Below are 13,456 nucleotides of genomic sequence, written 5' to 3'. Positions count from 1 at the left end.
CCAGGTCGGGCGTGTGCGCGTCGAGCAGCGCGGCCACGGCGGTGTCGTCCAGTCTCCCCAGGGGCAGGTCCGGCACCCCCGGCGCGGGGAAGGCGGGTGCGTGCGTATCCCGGGCGGCGAGCAGCACCGCGACCGGGTGCGCGTCGGCGCGGCGGGCCGCGAACAACAGGGCCTCGGCGGACGGTGTGTCGAGCCAGTGGGCGTCGTCCACGACGACCAGAAGGGGCGCGCGGCGGGCGAGCGTGTCGAACAGCGTGAGCAGCGCCTGCCCGACCGGGGCGTCCCCGCCGGTGCGCGGGGTCCGCTCGCCGTCCGTGCCCAGCGCGCGCCGCAGCACCCGGGTGTCGTCCTCCGGTGCGAGGTCCCCGACGGTGTCGAGCACGGTCCGCAGCAGCAGGTGCAGGCCGGCGAACGGCAGTCCGGACTCCGGTTCGAGGCCGGTGCCGCGCAGGACGGTGAGCCCGCCGGAGGTGGCCGTGCTGACGGCGTCATCCAGCAGGGTCGTCTTACCGATGCCCGCCTCCCCCTTCAGGACGAGGGCGCCCCCGCGTCCGGCGCGGGCATCGGCGACGAGCCCGTGCAGAGTGGACAGCTCCTCCGCACGGCCGAACAGGGTGCCGGTGGTTCGCATGACCCCAGCATCGAACTTCGAGTATTGTCGAAGTCAAGGAACGGTCGCCTGCGTGGATGATGGTCTGTACGTCCGCGCCCGGTCGTGTTCAGGTGGAGTACGGGTGCTCGGCACGGGCGCGCCGGAGCGCGACGGCCCACCAGGCGAGCTGGTCCAGCATCTGTTTGGCCGCCGCGCTCGCGGAGGCCGCGTCCGCGGGTGTGCCGTCCTCGCCGAACACGGTCGGGTAGTTGTGGAAGCTGACGGTGTTGCGCATCGTGACGGCGTGCAGCTCGGCGAAGACCAGTCGCAGCTGCTCCACCGCGCGCAGCCCGCCGCCCATCCCGCCGTAGGAGACGAAGGCGACCGGCTTGGCCTGCCACTCGGAGTGGTAATGGTCGATCGCGGTCTTCAGGGCGGACGGGAAACTGTGGTTGTACTCGGGGGTGACCACGACGAACCCGTCGGCGGCCGCGAGCCGTTCACCGAGCGCGGTGACGTCCGGAGTGGTGTCGAGGGACTGGGGCAGGTCGAATTCGGTGAGGTCGAGAACCTCGACCGAGAGGGCGCCGTGTGCCCGCGCCTCGGCGGCGAACCAGTCGGCGGGTACGGGGCAGAAGCGCCCACGGCGGGTGCTGCCGACGAGGACGACGAGCCGGGGCCGGTCGGTGTCGGCGTGCGTGGGGTCGGTGGTCGCGGCTGCGGAGGTCGCGGGTGCGGAGATCGCTGCGTCGGTGCTGGTGTGCGCTGTCGTGTTCGTCATGGCGATGACGCTAGGGAGACGGCAACGGGCGCGGCATCTGTCAGTCGACCGGCATCGGAGGGTCGGTCGATGACCGTCACGGAGCGATACCACCCGGTTCACCCTGGTAGTGGTTCTGCACCGCGCCCAAGTCACCTAGCGTGGGCAGTCGGCGCGACCACCGCGTTCGAAGGGGTGACTGCCATGAGTAACTGTGGATGCTGCGGTTCCTGCACCGGCCCGAGCTGCGGATGCTGCAGCAAGTGCTGACCTGAGGAACCCACTACGCGGTCCCGGTGGCACACCGTGCCGTCGGGACCGCGTCCTCATGCGCGGCTCCACCTCGGGGTCGGCGGTGACCAGCGGGGTCGGTCCCGCCGCCGGGGGTGATCCTCGATCGGCCGCCTGCTGTGCCGGGCGCGGCGCCCCGTCGTTAGACTCTGAGGCCACGGGCCGTTAGCTCAATGGCAGAGCTGTGGACTTTTAATCCATAGGTTCTGGGTTCGAGTCCCAGGCGGCCCACCGACATCCCAGGGCACGGCTCTACTGCCCCGACCGGCGCAGGGGCATCCCCACACTTTTCCCACAGGAAACTACTCGGACTGATTACCGAGCACGTCTTCCAACGCCGACGCCGCGGCCCGGCCGGCGACCTTGCGCCCGAGGTAGACATCCTGGGTCATCGAGGGCTGGGAATGTCCGAGCTGGTCCGCGATCACGCGTGCGCTCAGCCCCGCCTCATCGAGCACAGTCGCGGCCGTCTTGCGGAACACGTGCGAGGTCACCCAGGCGAAACCCTCGCTCCCCCGAACCTGCCGCAGCACCCGCAGCACGTTCGACGGATCACGAAGCCCGCCCTCGGAGTTCGGAAAGACCGGGACGGCGATCAAGGGCGGCCCCTCCGGGGCCGCCTGCCTGCTCACCTGGTGGGGCCGCGAAAGTGGGCCGGCGGGCGTGCGGCTGGTGCCGGTCCCGCCGGCCCGCACGCGGTCCCGGAGCGGAAGGCAGGCGGCCGGGAACCACGGAAGGGCCGCCAAGTGGCGAGCATTGGTATCACCCGCAAAGATCCTGGGGCGCTCGCCGCCCCCAGGCCCCAGGCAGGTCACCGGGATGAGGGCAACGCCGCACAATTGCGTTTCGGTCGTGGCTGAGAGTCCTCATCCCGTCAGACCTCCCCGAGGGCTATCAGGCTGTGTCAAGGGCGCAAAGCTGGTCACGAGCGGTACAATCGCCGTCAGCGGTTGCGCCCTGACACAGCCTGATGACGGGCGAAGCCAGGTCAGACGGGATGAGGACGAAGCCCCACCTTTGTTGGTGGCAGCGCGGCGGTGCTCCGCTCTCGAGAGAGACTGCGGTTAGGATTGACCGCCGAGGAGCTGTTCGAGGAGACGACTGGGTTTGGAGACGGCCATGAGCACACCGGCGCACGATCCCCGTACCCAGTCGCAGGCGGCGCACGAGCGTGCGATGTCCGAAGTATCGGACGTGCTGATGAACATCGAGAACGCCCTCTCTCGAGCCAAGAAGGCTAAGAAGCGGCTGGGCACCGGCCCTGAGGAGCACAACGCGCAGCTTGCCCTGAACGATGCCACCAAGACATTGGAGCAGGCACGGGCTCGGCTGCAGAAGGACACCTACTTCGGTGGTGATGATCTCCGCTTGATGTAGGTCATAGAGTTACCTCATGCACAGCGGTGAAGAGATCCAAAAGGCCCTCACACGGTTCAGTAAGAAGTGGGCAAAGTTCGAGGGTAGCGAGAAAGCCGAGGCTCAGACCTTCCTGAACCAGCTCTTTGAGTGCTATGGATCGGATCGTTCCGAGGCGGGCGCGAAGTTCGAAGACTTCAAGTCGTCGGCCGGCTTTATGGACCTGCATTGGCCTGGCGTATGCATCGTGGAGATGAAGGCTCCCCACGTCAGCGTCTCCTCCGCCCGTGATCAGGTTAAGCGATACTGGGAGGAGTCGGCCGACGAGGAGAAGGACATCCCCACCGCCCGTTGGGTCATTCTGTGTAACTTCAAGGAGTTTGAGATCTGGGATCCCGGAAGGTTCCCGAAGTCTCCCAGAGCAACCTTTAGCCTCGAAGCACTGCCGAGCCGGTACGAGGCGCTGATGTTCCTTGCCGGTTCTAAGCAAGTACCGAGCTTTCTCGAACACCATAAGACGCTGACCACTCAGGCCGCCGACACCATCAGTGCGGTCTATCAGTCGTTGGTGGACCGCTCAGCGGCCCCGACAGACGAGATCACCCGGTTCACAATGCAGTCCATCTGGACAATGTTCGCCGAAGACCTCGGTCTGTTGGAGGGATCCCCGTTCCAAAAGACCGTGAATCAGCTTCGGAAGATTCCTGAGGACTCGGCAGCAAAGCTCGGTTTTTTGTTCCGTGTGCTGAACCAGAAGGGAAACCAGCACCGCAAGGGTATCCTCGCTGGGACAAGATATGTAAACGGCCAGCTCTTCGCTGATCCGGCCGAGGTCGGACTTGCCGCTTCCGAACTCGATTCCCTGGCGGAGGCCGCCGAATATGACTGGAGCAAGGTCGAGCCGACCATCTTCGGATCACTGATGGAACGCATCATCGCAGGAAAGCTCGGTGCGCACTACACCCATGAAGCTGACATCATGAAGATCGTCGGCCCCACGATTGTGCGACCTTGGCAAGAGCGGATCGACGCAGCTACGACGCCGAACGAAGCACTGAAGGTGCTCGAAGAGCTCTGCACGGTTCGGATTCTTGACCCAGCATGCGGCTGCGGAAACTTCCTCTACGTCGCTTACCGGGAAATGCGCCATCTCGAATACCGCATCAAGCAACGGATCTCCGAGCTCGCAGCCAGCACCGGTCTGTCACTGCCATCCGAGCCGTGGCCATATGTGCCACTGACGAATTTCTACGGCATCGATATCCAGCCGGCTGCCGTGCTTATTGCACGCGTAACCCTCTGGATGGGGCACCGCCAAATGATCGACCTATACGGCGAAGCCGAAACACCGCTGCCTCTGGTCAGTCTAGCCGGAATCACAGTTGATGACGCGGTGTTCAGCCAGTGGCCCGAGTCCGACTGCATCATCGGTAACCCGCCATTCCTCGGAGACCGGATCATTCGTCGCCAGCATGGCGGGAACTACATCGATAAATTGAAGAAAAAGTTTCCTGGAATCGGTGTGGTTGACTACAGTGCATACTGGTTCCGCCGCGCTCATGCCCACCTGCAAGACGGGCAACGGGCTGGTTTGGTATCGACCAATACTCTGCGCGAGAATAAACACCGACTTGCCTCCCTCCGACACATCGTGGACAACGGCGGCGTGATCACAGATGCGGTGTCCTCTCAGAAGTGGCCGGGCGAGGCGCAGGTTCATGTGTCGATCACCAACTGGGTTAAAAAACCATCCACACCAATAACGGCATTCACTCTCGACGGCGCTGTAGTTGACAAGATCAACTCAAAACTCAAGCCAGGTCCGACACTGCCTGAACCTCTCATCTTGCGTGCAAACAAGGACAAGGCATTCATCGGGTGCCAGCCAACCGGAGACGGCTTCATCATTGATGAGATGACGGCAGCCAGGCTCATTGCAGAAGGTGAAAAAGATGTCATTCGACGTTACCTGACCAGCGATGACCTCACCGATGCAGTGCAATCAGCTCCCAGTCGCTGGATCATCGACTTCGGGACCATGCCCCTCGAGATGGCAATGAAATATTCCGAAGCCATGAAGATTGTCCGCGATAGTGTGAAACCTCATCGGGAGAACAAAGAGCGGCACCTTGCGCGGCTTTGGTGGCAGTTCGCCTGGCCGAGACCGGACATGCGTACCGCCATCAAGAGCAAGGATCGATACATCGTTTCCACACTGACCGGCAAGCGTCTCTTCTTCTCATGGGCCGATCAGGATTGGTGCCCAAGCAACCTCGTAGGAGTGTTCGCTCTTGAGGACGACTACTCGATGGGCGTCCTGACCTCTAAAGTCTTCGAAGCGTGGGCATGGGAAGAATCCTCAACATTCGAAACTCGAATAAGATTTACACCGTCGACAGCGTTTGAAACGTTCCCCTGGCCTGCTCCATCCCCTGACGAGAAGGAAGCGGTTGCGGAAGCCTCACGAACACTTATCATGCGCCGTCATGAGATCGTCGGTGACGAGCAGATAGGCCTTACCACGCTCTACAATCGTGTGGACGAGGGCGCCTACGTTGACCTCAAGAAGCTCCATCAAGACCTCGATGAGGCGGTCATCGCGTGCTACCACTGGCCGAAGTCCATCGCACAGGATCAGTCCGAGATACTCAAGAAACTGGGATACCTCAACCAGCAGATTGGGCAAGGTGCTGGCAACTACGCGCCGTTTTAGCCAAGTTGCATTAAGCGAGATCCGCGTTTATTCAGGTGATCAGACATGCTGTCAGGAAACGGAAGACACTGATGGAATCGGGACGTGATCAAAGGATCCGTACTCCGTGCCAATCATTGTGGCGACTGGTGTGCGTCTGAGGGCTGTTAGGCGTTGTTCAAAGCTCGCAGGATACGGTCCTGATTCCGTTCGTAGGCGGCTTCGCCGTTGCGGTCGGGTGCGTCGACACGAAGCACTGGGAGCTTGCCCATTGCGGGTGTGGTGAGGTCACGCTCCCGGAAGACGCTTGGCGGCCGACGGCGGCCCGTCACAGGTGTCCCACAGTTTCCCACAGGGAACGATCGGAAAGGATGGAAGAGGACCACGTTCGACCGCCGTTCACTTTCGTGAACATCCCAGGTAGTGGCAGTCGAACGCAGTCGACGGCGAACGACGGCCAACCCAGGCACCTACTCGATAGGTTCTGGGTTCGAGTCCCAGGCGGCCCACCACTCCCATTGACCGGCTCGCCTTCGCCGGCACTATCTCCGGGACCGGCACCGCCTGCGACCGACTCGCCTACGTCCGGTCGGCGACTGCGCACTGAGCCGACATTGTCGGTGGGAGCTGATGAACTAGCCGGATGTTCGAAACTCCCGATGAGCTTCACAGCCTCCAAGTCCTGCTCGACACATCTCTGGCCGACTCCAGCAGCCACCTCAAATCGATCATCCGGCCAGGTGAGAGCAACTTGGACGCCGAGCAGGTTGTCCGAGTCTGCCAAGGCATGTGCACCCTGGCCATCGCCACAGTCACCCGGCGCGGTGAGCCACGCATCAGCGGCGCCGACGGGCACCTCCTGCACGGCCGTTGGATCTTCGGCACCCACCGCCGGGCCGCCAAGGCCCGTCATCTCGCGGCGCGGCCCGGCATCAGCGCGACCTTCATGCGCGGCGAGCAGCTCGGCGTTTTCACACACGGACACGCCGTTCCGCTGAACCCCGAGGGGACGAGCAGCGACCCGAGCTGGCCGACCGTCCGCGACTACCTCGTCAACCACTACGACGGCGACGAACCGTTCTGCGACGAGAACGTGTGGTATCGCATCGACCCCAGCTGGATGGTCGCCTACAGCGCCGACCCCGCCGGGCTGCTCGACCAACAACCGTCAGTGTGAAGAGAGCTCGCGTGGGTCCACCTCGAGCCGTCACTTCGGGGCCGGTGGAGGTTGACATGTTCAGCGGATCCAGCTCTACCTCGACCAGCACATCATCAGCGAAGTCGATGTGACGATGGCGGCCGCTGCGGGCGAGGCCTCATCGAAGGGGACGGGGAAACTGGCGGTTCTTGTCAGCACCAGCTCATATCTTTACGAGCATGACTGGCAAACCCTACAAGTGGACTGCGACCGGACTGCCGTGGTATCGCTCCGGCGGAGCACCGCCGTTCTTGAAGACTGCGGCCCAGCTCTCCGAACTCGGACTCAAGCCCGACGGACCAGTGCGCGCGTGCGTTGATTCCCAATACGACTCCGTCGGCCTCGATGGTCCACACATCGGGGACCTTCTCCGGCACGCGTGCCGAAGACCTCGGGAGGGGTGTGGCATTTGTAACCCAGGTCGACGAGGAAGCGGCGCACCGATCTCGTGACCGCTTCTCGTCGAGGTACAACTCAGGCGGCTCTGCCCAGGAGGACGCGTGCGGCGGCTCTGACGGCGTCGGTCCCGACTCCGTGCTCCTCGGCGACAACGTCAGGGTCCTCCCCGGCTTTCAGCATCGCGGCGACGTTGGCGACCTTGACCCCGCTGCCCCCGAAGACCGGTTGCCCTGAGGCCCGGTACGGATCGAGCACGACCTTGGCCGGTTCAAAGGGTCGGAGGGCGAGCCGGTTCGGGTAGTCGTCCGCGCCGAAGCCCACGTAGGTGAGGTACTCCTGCACGATCTCGCGGATGATTGTCTGGCCGCTGGCGCCCTCGATCAGGCCGGCTCCGGCCTCGGTGCGGGAGAAGTCCCAGAGAACCGAGATGCCGTCGGTGCCGAGCGCGAGACGAGGACGTACTCGTGCCCGAACTCCTTCTGGAGCTGCTCTAGCGCGGGACGTATCCGGGTGGGCCGAACGCCGGCCTGCCGAAGGCCTTCCAGCACCCAGGCCTCGGCGAGGGCGATGAACGGGACGGTGGCGCGCCGGAGGCTCTCTCCCTCGCTGACGTGCAGGAGGGGGCCACCATGTTTGTAGCCTCGTGCCCACCGGTGGAATGTCTGCCGGGGAATGCCGAGGTGCCGCCCCGCATCCGACATCGTCATCAGTGGGCGGACGAACCGCACATCCGTGCTCAATGAACGCCCCTCCTTCCTCCGCCGCGAGTATGCACGACCTGAACGTAGCAAGCTAGTTCAGCAGGTGGTATTCACACGAACGGTACTCCCGAATCGGGCAGACCCTCGTGTGCTCACCACCGGCGCATCTCCCGGACCACCCGGTTCCCGTGCGCGCCTCCTGATCAGCCCCAGTACGGTCGGCGGCCCTGCCTGCCCTGGCCGGGGAGGCCGATGCAGATGTCGGCGACCGAGTTCGACCGCTCCGCGGCGTCGTCGATGCCGTGGGTGACGCCGGGGCGGTGGCGGCGTGTCTCGCCCGCGTTCCGGAGACGGGAGCGGAGCTCGCGGATCCGGCGCAGCGCCGGGCCGGACTCGTCCGTCCCGGCGAGGTGGTGCCGCACCTCGGCCTCGACCGTGCGCAGCCGGGCCTCCAGATTCCGCCTGCGCGCCGCGATGTCGTCCCGTTCGGCCGCGGTGCCGCGCGCGCCTGCCCGGCCGGACCCGGACTCGATCTCGGTCGCCAGTCCGCTGATCTCCGCGGCGAGTGCGCGGCACTCCCGGCGCACGGCGACGACGTGCAGTTCCTGCCGGGTGGGCTCCGGAATGCCGGTCCGGTCGTCGGTGCCGCGGGCGTGGGCGGGGAGGTGTTTCCGCAGGCCGCGGGCCCGGGCCAGGAGTTCGTGTCTGCCCTCCCGTGGACGGGACCGGGTCTCCATCTCCTGGATGAGTGCCGTCAGGTCGGCCCGCACGCTCGCGACGTCCCGCCCGCCGGCTCCGTCGCGGAGTGCCTGCACCTCCCGTTCGAGGGTCCGCACGGCGTCGACGTAGTGCTGGTCACCGGCATGTGGTCTGGTCCGGAAGTCCGGGGAACGACTCATCCACCCTCCCCTGTCGCGGAGTCCGGGGTCGGAACGTGACGTGTCCCTCCTGTCGGGTCCCGGCTCGTCGCCGTTACCCGGATCACCCCGGTGGTACCGGAACGGACGAGTGCGGGCGGGGCGGGTGGCCGTTACCGGGGATCCGCGACGCCGCCGAGGGTGATCACCGGAAGCTGATCAAGATCACTCTTGTAGCGCTATCCGGCGAGTGAAACGCCCGTTATGTTGATCTTCGTTTGCCCACGGGAGCCGCACCGGGCGCGTGGGAGTCAGCCGATGCCGAGGCCTGTTGGAGCGAACGTGAGCGTTGCCGACCCGACCCTGTTCGAACACACCCGCGACCAGCTGCGCGCACTCTGCGCCGAGAACGGGTTCACCGACGACACCCGGCCGGTGGAGCTGCTGCGGGAACTGCTCGGGCCCGCGGGCGGGCGTCCGCTGTCGGCAGGCCCCGCCTGGCCGACGGACGTCGCCGACGACGCCACGCCGGTCGAGTTCTCCGTCGCCCTGGACGACAGCGGGGACCGCGCCGTGCGCATCCTCGGGGAGACCGTGGGGCAGCCACCGGGTGCGGCGGAGAACGTGGCCGCGGCGCGGCGGTTCCTCGACCGCACGAGCGCGACCCTCGGTATCCCGACCGAGCGGTTCGACACCCTGGCGGACCTCTTCCTGCCGGAGGAGCCACAGGGCAAGTTCGCGTTCTGGTACTCGCTCATCTTCCGCCCGGACGGGGCGGCCAAGCTCAAGGTGTACTTCAACCCGGCCGTGCGCGGCCCCGAGCGGGCGCCCGAGCTGGTCGCCGAGGCGTTCCGTCGGCTCGGGTTGCACGACGCCTACGACACCGCCACGCAGAACGCCATGGTGCGCGGGGACGCCGACACGTTCTCGTTCTTCGCCGTGGACCTCGACGACGACCCGCTGTCCCGGGTCAAGCTCTACATCTCGCACGACGCGGCCACCTCCGACGACGCCGAGCGGGCGGCGAAGGCCGTCGTCGGGGTGGAGCCCGAGCGGATTCGGGAGTTCTGTGAGGTGCTGGGCGGCGACACCGGGCCGTTCACCGGGCGTCCGCTCGTGTCCAGCTACTCCTTCGTGGAGGCCGCACCGGACGGACCCGCCAACTACAGCCTCTACCTGCCCGTCCGCAGTTACGTGCACGACGACGCGGTGGCCCGCGAGCGGGTGCGGACCTTTCTGGAGCGGCATGGTGCGGATGTGTCCACACTGGACGCCGCGCTGCGCGCGGTCTCCCGGCGGCCGCTCGCCGACGGCGTCGGGCTGCTCGCCCACGTGTCGCTGCGGCTCGGCCGGTACGGCACCGGGACCACCGTCTACCTCTCGTCGGAGGCCTACGACGTCCCCGCGCCCGGGACCACGCTCTGAACGCACGGACCGGGCGGAGGAATCATGAGTACACGAGGAAAGAAGGAAGCGTGAAACCGTTCCCGCCCTACCGCATCCAGGTGGTCAAGGACATCCCGATCACCACCCGTGCGGAGCGTGAGCAGGCGCTGGCCCGTGCCGGGTACAACGCGTTCAACCTCCCCGCGGACGCGGTGACGATCGACCTGCTGACGGATTCGGGCACCGGTGCCGTCTCCGCGGCGCAGGAGGCGGCCGCGGCCGCGGCCGACCGGTCGTACGCCGGGTCGGAGTCGTACTACCGGTTCCGCGCCGCGCTCGACGAGCTCACCGGGTTCGAGTACGTGTTCCCCGTCCACCAGGGGCGTGCCGCGGAGCGGGTGCTGTTCTCCGCCACGCTGTCGGCGGGACGGATCTCGCTGAGCAACACCCACTTCGACACCACCCGCGCCAATGTGGAGCTGCTGGGCTGCGAGGCCCGGGACCTGCCCTGCCCGGAGGCGGCCGACCTGGACAGCGACGAGCCGTTCAAGGGCGACGTCGATCTGGCCGCGTTGGAGCGCACACTCGCGGGCCCGGAGGGCGACCGGGTCGGCCAGGTGCTGATCACCATCACGAACAACGGTGGCGGTGGGCAGCCGGTGTCGATGGCCAACCTGCGCGCCGTCCGCGCGTTGTGTGACCGCTACGGCGTGCCGTTCTTCCTGGACGCCGCCCGCTTCGCGGAGAACGCCTGGCTGGTGACCCGGCGCGAGCCCGGGTACGGCGGGCACTCGCCCGCCGAGGTCGCGCGGGAGGCGTTCGGGCTCGCCGACGGGTGTGTGGCGAGCTTGAAGAAGGACGCCATCGCCCCGATGGGCGCCTTCCTCGGCGTGCGCGATGCCGAACTGGCCCGGCGCTGCGAGGTCAACATCATCGCGACCGAGGGGTTCCGTACCTACGGCGGGCTCGCCGCGCACGACCTCGACCGCGTCGCGCAGGGGCTGCGCGAGGTGCTCGACCCGAACTACCTGCGGGCGCGGGCGGGCGAGGCCGAGCAGCTGGCGGGCCTGGTCAACGAGGCGGGGGTGGACATCGTGCGGCCCGCCGGGGTGCACGCCCTCTACCTCAACGCGGGCAGGCTGCTGCCGCACATCCCGCCGCACGAGTTCCCCGGCCATTCGCTGGCCTGCGAGCTGTACCTCGCGGGCGGGATCCGGTGCGTGGAGCTGGGCTCGCTCTACCTCGGCGAGTTCGACGAGGGGCACACCCTCGTCGCGCCCGCGCCGTTCGAGCTCGTGCGCCTGGCGTTGCCGCGCCGCACCTACACCCGGGCGCACTACGAGTACGTCGCCGACGTCCTCGCCGACATCGCGAAGCACCCCGAGCGGGTCGCGCGGTACCGGGTGGCCGACGCGCCGCCGATCCTGCGGCACTTCAAGATGACGATGCACCAGCTGCCCGCGCGCGGCTGAGGTGCCCACGACGGCACGGGTGCCCGCAGGGGGATACCGCGGGCGGGCACCCGTGCCGGCACGCCCGAGCCGTGGCGCGCGTCAGGCCGTCGACCCGGCCCCGCTCATCGCGGCGGGTTCGGTCAGCCTGCTCAGCGCGTACCGGACCAGCCGGATCAGCGCGAGCTTGCTCTGGTCCTTCTCCCGCGCGTCGATGAAGACCATCGGGATGCCCTCGTTGATCGCCAGGGCCTTGCGGATCTCGTCCTCGGTGTAGGAGTCCGCCTCGGCGAAGCAGTTCACCGCCACGACGAAGGGGATCTTGCGCCGCTCGAAGAAGTCGATCGCGGCGAAGCTGCTGTCCAGCCTGCGGGTGTCGACCAGCACGACGGTGCCGATCGCGCCGCGCGCCAGTTCGTCCCACATGTACCAGAACCGGTCCTGGCCCGGGGTGCCGAACAGGTAGAGCACGGTGTGCGGTGAGATCGTGATGCGGCCGAAGTCGAGCGCGACGGTGGTCGTCCCCTTCGTCTCGACGCCGGTGAGGTCGTCGACGCCGTCGCTGGCCTGGGTCATCAGTTCTTCGGTGGACAGCGGGGGAATCTCACTGACCGAGCCCACCATGGTGGTCTTGCCCGCGCCGAAACCGCCCGCGACGACGATCTTGACGGGGGTGGGGACGACGTTCTCCGCGGAACCGCCGTCAGAGCTTGGTGAGGCCATCGAGCACCGCCTGGAGTAGTTCACGGTCGGGGGCTTGCATCGGCTGGGTGGAGGGCGAACGCACGATCACGTCCCCCCGTTCGATCAGGTCGTTGCACAACACCTTGATCACGGCGATCGGTGTCTTCACGTAGACCGCCAGCTCGGCGACGGACAGCGGCTGCCGGCACAGGTCCAGGATGCTGCGGTGTTCCGGGGTGAGCCCGGTGGGTTCCCGCGTGGTCCGCAGGGCCATCACCTGCGTGGACAGGTCCAGCGTGGCGTCCGTGGCCGGGATCCGGCCCCGGGTGATGGCGTAGGGCCGTACCAGGGGGCCGGCGTCGTCGTCGTACCACTCCTCCTCCACGCTCACGTCCCCTCGCCGGACGTGGACGCGGCGGCGCGGGGGGACGCGGACATGTAGTCGCCGACCCGCTTGACGAGACGGTTCATCTCGTAGGCGATCATCTCGACGTCGACCGTCTCCTCGGAGAGCACGGCGAGACAGGCACCCGCTCCCGCCGCGGAGACGAACAGGTACCCCTCCTCCATCTCGATCATGGTCTGCAACACCGGACCGCGCTCGAAGTGCCTGGTGACCCCTTTCGCCAGGCTCTGCAGGCTCGAGGACATCGCGGAGAGCTGGTCGGAGTCGTCCTTGGCGAGTCCGGCCGATTTGCCCATGAGCAGGCCGTCCGCGGAAAGCACGACGGCGTGCTGGGCGCCGACCACCCGCTCGACCATGTCGTCGAGCAGCCAGTTCAGATCAGCGCCGGAGTTCCCGTTCGCGTTCATCGATGTGTTTCGCTTCCCCTTCGTCTCAGTCGGTGTCGGATTCGTGCCCCGGCTCCCCGGATTCCCGGCCCCTGCGGGTGCCCTTGCGGAAAGCCGAGAGTGTGCTGCGGGTCCTCCCGGAGACGGCCTCGAAGTCGGGGGTGTCCTCCTCGGGGTCGTCCCGGAGCTGGTCGACCAGGTTCTGCTGGGGTTGCCGCTGCGGCAGGGGCCGCCGGGTGGGCCGGTCCCGCGTCGCCGACGGGTCGGGACCCGGCTCGCGGCGCGGTGGCGACGGCG

Annotated in this window: 15 protein-coding genes and 1 tRNA gene; 6 read left to right on the top strand and 10 right to left on the bottom strand. The window is 66.8% G+C overall.

Annotation, left to right across the window (positions count from 1 at the left end; translation table 11 throughout):
• Both SACPADRAFT_RS27250 and SACPADRAFT_RS0211730 read right to left on the bottom strand, forming a co-directional pair.
• Positions 1-631 (bottom strand): AAA family ATPase (locus SACPADRAFT_RS27250; protein ID WP_007024688.1); only part of this gene is annotated, 631 nt, incomplete at its 3' end.
• 88 nt (positions 632-719) lie between these two features.
• Complete coding sequence (locus SACPADRAFT_RS0211730) at positions 720-1,373, bottom strand: NADPH-dependent FMN reductase (RefSeq protein ID WP_007024687.1); 654 nt, start codon at positions 1,371-1,373, stop codon at positions 720-722.
• A 429-nt stretch (positions 1,374-1,802) separates the two neighbouring features.
• Between SACPADRAFT_RS0211730 and SACPADRAFT_RS0211725 the strand changes: the two genes are divergently transcribed.
• Positions 1,803-1,874, top strand: a tRNA-Lys gene (locus SACPADRAFT_RS0211725).
• Positions 1,875-1,945: 71 nt separating this feature from the next.
• On the opposite strand, the gene SACPADRAFT_RS27245 is transcribed toward SACPADRAFT_RS0211725, so the two are convergent.
• Positions 1,946-2,242 carry a tyrosine-type recombinase/integrase gene (locus SACPADRAFT_RS27245; RefSeq protein WP_007024686.1) on the bottom strand — a complete coding sequence of 99 codons (297 nt, stop codon included), beginning with the start codon at positions 2,240-2,242 and terminating at the stop codon, positions 1,946-1,948.
• A 520-nt stretch (positions 2,243-2,762) separates the two neighbouring features.
• Here SACPADRAFT_RS27245 and SACPADRAFT_RS0211715 point away from each other — a divergent pair.
• The 3 genes from SACPADRAFT_RS0211715 (at position 2,763) to SACPADRAFT_RS0211705 (ending at position 6,868) form a co-directional block, all read left to right on the top strand.
• On the top strand, positions 2,763-3,020 hold the full coding sequence (locus SACPADRAFT_RS0211715; RefSeq protein WP_007024685.1) for a hypothetical protein: 258 nt from the start codon (positions 2,763-2,765) through the stop codon (positions 3,018-3,020).
• A gap of 16 nt (positions 3,021-3,036) precedes the next feature.
• Positions 3,037-5,712, top strand: a complete 2,676-nt coding sequence (locus SACPADRAFT_RS27240) for a DNA methyltransferase (RefSeq protein ID WP_007024684.1) — start codon at positions 3,037-3,039, stop codon at positions 5,710-5,712.
• Positions 5,713-6,334: 622 nt separating this feature from the next.
• Positions 6,335-6,868, top strand: coding sequence for a pyridoxamine 5'-phosphate oxidase family protein (locus tag SACPADRAFT_RS0211705; protein ID WP_007024683.1), 534 nt, complete (start codon positions 6,335-6,337; stop codon positions 6,866-6,868).
• A gap of 495 nt (positions 6,869-7,363) precedes the next feature.
• Here the strand turns inward: SACPADRAFT_RS0211705 and SACPADRAFT_RS33880 are convergent, their stop codons facing one another.
• The 3 genes from SACPADRAFT_RS33880 to SACPADRAFT_RS0211695 all read right to left on the bottom strand — a co-directional run bounded on the left by SACPADRAFT_RS33880 (position 7,364) and on the right by SACPADRAFT_RS0211695 (position 8,888).
• Positions 7,364-7,630: a DUF433 domain-containing protein gene (locus SACPADRAFT_RS33880; RefSeq protein ID WP_007024682.1), complete on the bottom strand. Its 267-nt coding sequence runs from the start codon at positions 7,628-7,630 to the stop codon at positions 7,364-7,366.
• 38 nt (positions 7,631-7,668) lie between these two features.
• The gene (locus tag SACPADRAFT_RS34405) at positions 7,669-7,989 is read right to left on the bottom strand and encodes a hypothetical protein (RefSeq protein ID WP_324604534.1); all 321 of its coding nucleotides are present in this window, start codon (positions 7,987-7,989) and stop codon (positions 7,669-7,671) included.
• A gap of 203 nt (positions 7,990-8,192) precedes the next feature.
• The gene (locus tag SACPADRAFT_RS0211695) at positions 8,193-8,888 is read right to left on the bottom strand and encodes a hypothetical protein (RefSeq protein ID WP_007024681.1); all 696 of its coding nucleotides are present in this window, start codon (positions 8,886-8,888) and stop codon (positions 8,193-8,195) included.
• A gap of 276 nt (positions 8,889-9,164) precedes the next feature.
• Here SACPADRAFT_RS0211695 and SACPADRAFT_RS0211690 point away from each other — a divergent pair, with 276 nt between their 5' ends.
• A complete protein-coding gene (locus SACPADRAFT_RS0211690; protein WP_007024680.1) occupies positions 9,165-10,271 on the top strand; it encodes a tryptophan dimethylallyltransferase family protein in 1,107 nt (368 codons plus the stop codon).
• A 50-nt stretch (positions 10,272-10,321) separates the two neighbouring features.
• Entirely contained in the window at positions 10,322-11,704 is a 1,383-nt protein-coding gene (locus SACPADRAFT_RS0211685) for a tryptophanase (RefSeq protein WP_007024679.1), read from the top strand.
• An 81-nt stretch (positions 11,705-11,785) separates the two neighbouring features.
• On the opposite strand, the gene SACPADRAFT_RS0211680 is transcribed toward SACPADRAFT_RS0211685, so the two are convergent.
• The 4 genes from SACPADRAFT_RS0211680 to SACPADRAFT_RS32740 all read right to left on the bottom strand — a co-directional run.
• Complete coding sequence (locus SACPADRAFT_RS0211680; protein ID WP_007024678.1) at positions 11,786-12,406, bottom strand: GTP-binding protein; 621 nt, start codon at positions 12,404-12,406, stop codon at positions 11,786-11,788.
• Positions 12,387-12,752 carry a DUF742 domain-containing protein gene (locus SACPADRAFT_RS0211675; protein WP_007024677.1) on the bottom strand — a complete coding sequence of 122 codons (366 nt, stop codon included), beginning with the start codon at positions 12,750-12,752 and terminating at the stop codon, positions 12,387-12,389. The genes SACPADRAFT_RS0211680 and SACPADRAFT_RS0211675 overlap by 20 nt, the downstream gene beginning before the upstream one ends.
• A gap of 2 nt (positions 12,753-12,754) precedes the next feature.
• Complete coding sequence (locus SACPADRAFT_RS32745) at positions 12,755-13,180, bottom strand: roadblock/LC7 domain-containing protein (protein ID WP_007024676.1); 426 nt, start codon at positions 13,178-13,180, stop codon at positions 12,755-12,757.
• 25 nt (positions 13,181-13,205) lie between these two features.
• Positions 13,206-13,456: hypothetical protein (locus SACPADRAFT_RS32740; protein WP_007024675.1), on the bottom strand; the 251-nt coding region annotated here is incomplete at its 5' end.

Source organism: Saccharomonospora iraqiensis subsp. paurometabolica YIM 90007 (genome assembly GCF_000231035.2).
Taxonomy (GTDB): Bacteria; Actinomycetota; Actinomycetes; order Mycobacteriales; family Pseudonocardiaceae; genus Saccharomonospora; species Saccharomonospora paurometabolica.
This window is presented reverse-complemented; position numbering and strand designations above follow the sequence as displayed.

What these genes read in the sequence shown, in the direction of transcription:
- SACPADRAFT_RS0211680 (WP_007024678.1), bottom strand. Translation starts at nt 12,406, where the DNA reads ATGGCCTCACCAAGCTCTGACGGCGGTTCCGCGGAGAACGTCGTCCCC.
- SACPADRAFT_RS0211730 (WP_007024687.1), bottom strand. Translation starts at nt 1,373, where the DNA reads ATGACGAACACGACAGCGCACACCAGCACCGACGCAGCGATCTCCGCA.
- SACPADRAFT_RS0211690 (WP_007024680.1), top strand. Translation starts at nt 9,165, where the DNA reads ATGCCGAGGCCTGTTGGAGCGAACGTGAGCGTTGCCGACCCGACCCTG.
- SACPADRAFT_RS34405 (WP_324604534.1), bottom strand. Translation starts at nt 7,989, where the DNA reads ATGTCGGATGCGGGGCGGCACCTCGGCATTCCCCGGCAGACATTCCAC.
- SACPADRAFT_RS0211705 (WP_007024683.1), top strand. Translation starts at nt 6,335, where the DNA reads ATGTTCGAAACTCCCGATGAGCTTCACAGCCTCCAAGTCCTGCTCGAC.
- SACPADRAFT_RS27240 (WP_007024684.1), top strand. Translation starts at nt 3,037, where the DNA reads ATGCACAGCGGTGAAGAGATCCAAAAGGCCCTCACACGGTTCAGTAAG.
- SACPADRAFT_RS0211715 (WP_007024685.1), top strand. Translation starts at nt 2,763, where the DNA reads ATGAGCACACCGGCGCACGATCCCCGTACCCAGTCGCAGGCGGCGCAC.
- SACPADRAFT_RS0211695 (WP_007024681.1), bottom strand. Translation starts at nt 8,888, where the DNA reads ATGAGTCGTTCCCCGGACTTCCGGACCAGACCACATGCCGGTGACCAG.
- SACPADRAFT_RS32745 (WP_007024676.1), bottom strand. Translation starts at nt 13,180, where the DNA reads ATGAACGCGAACGGGAACTCCGGCGCTGATCTGAACTGGCTGCTCGAC.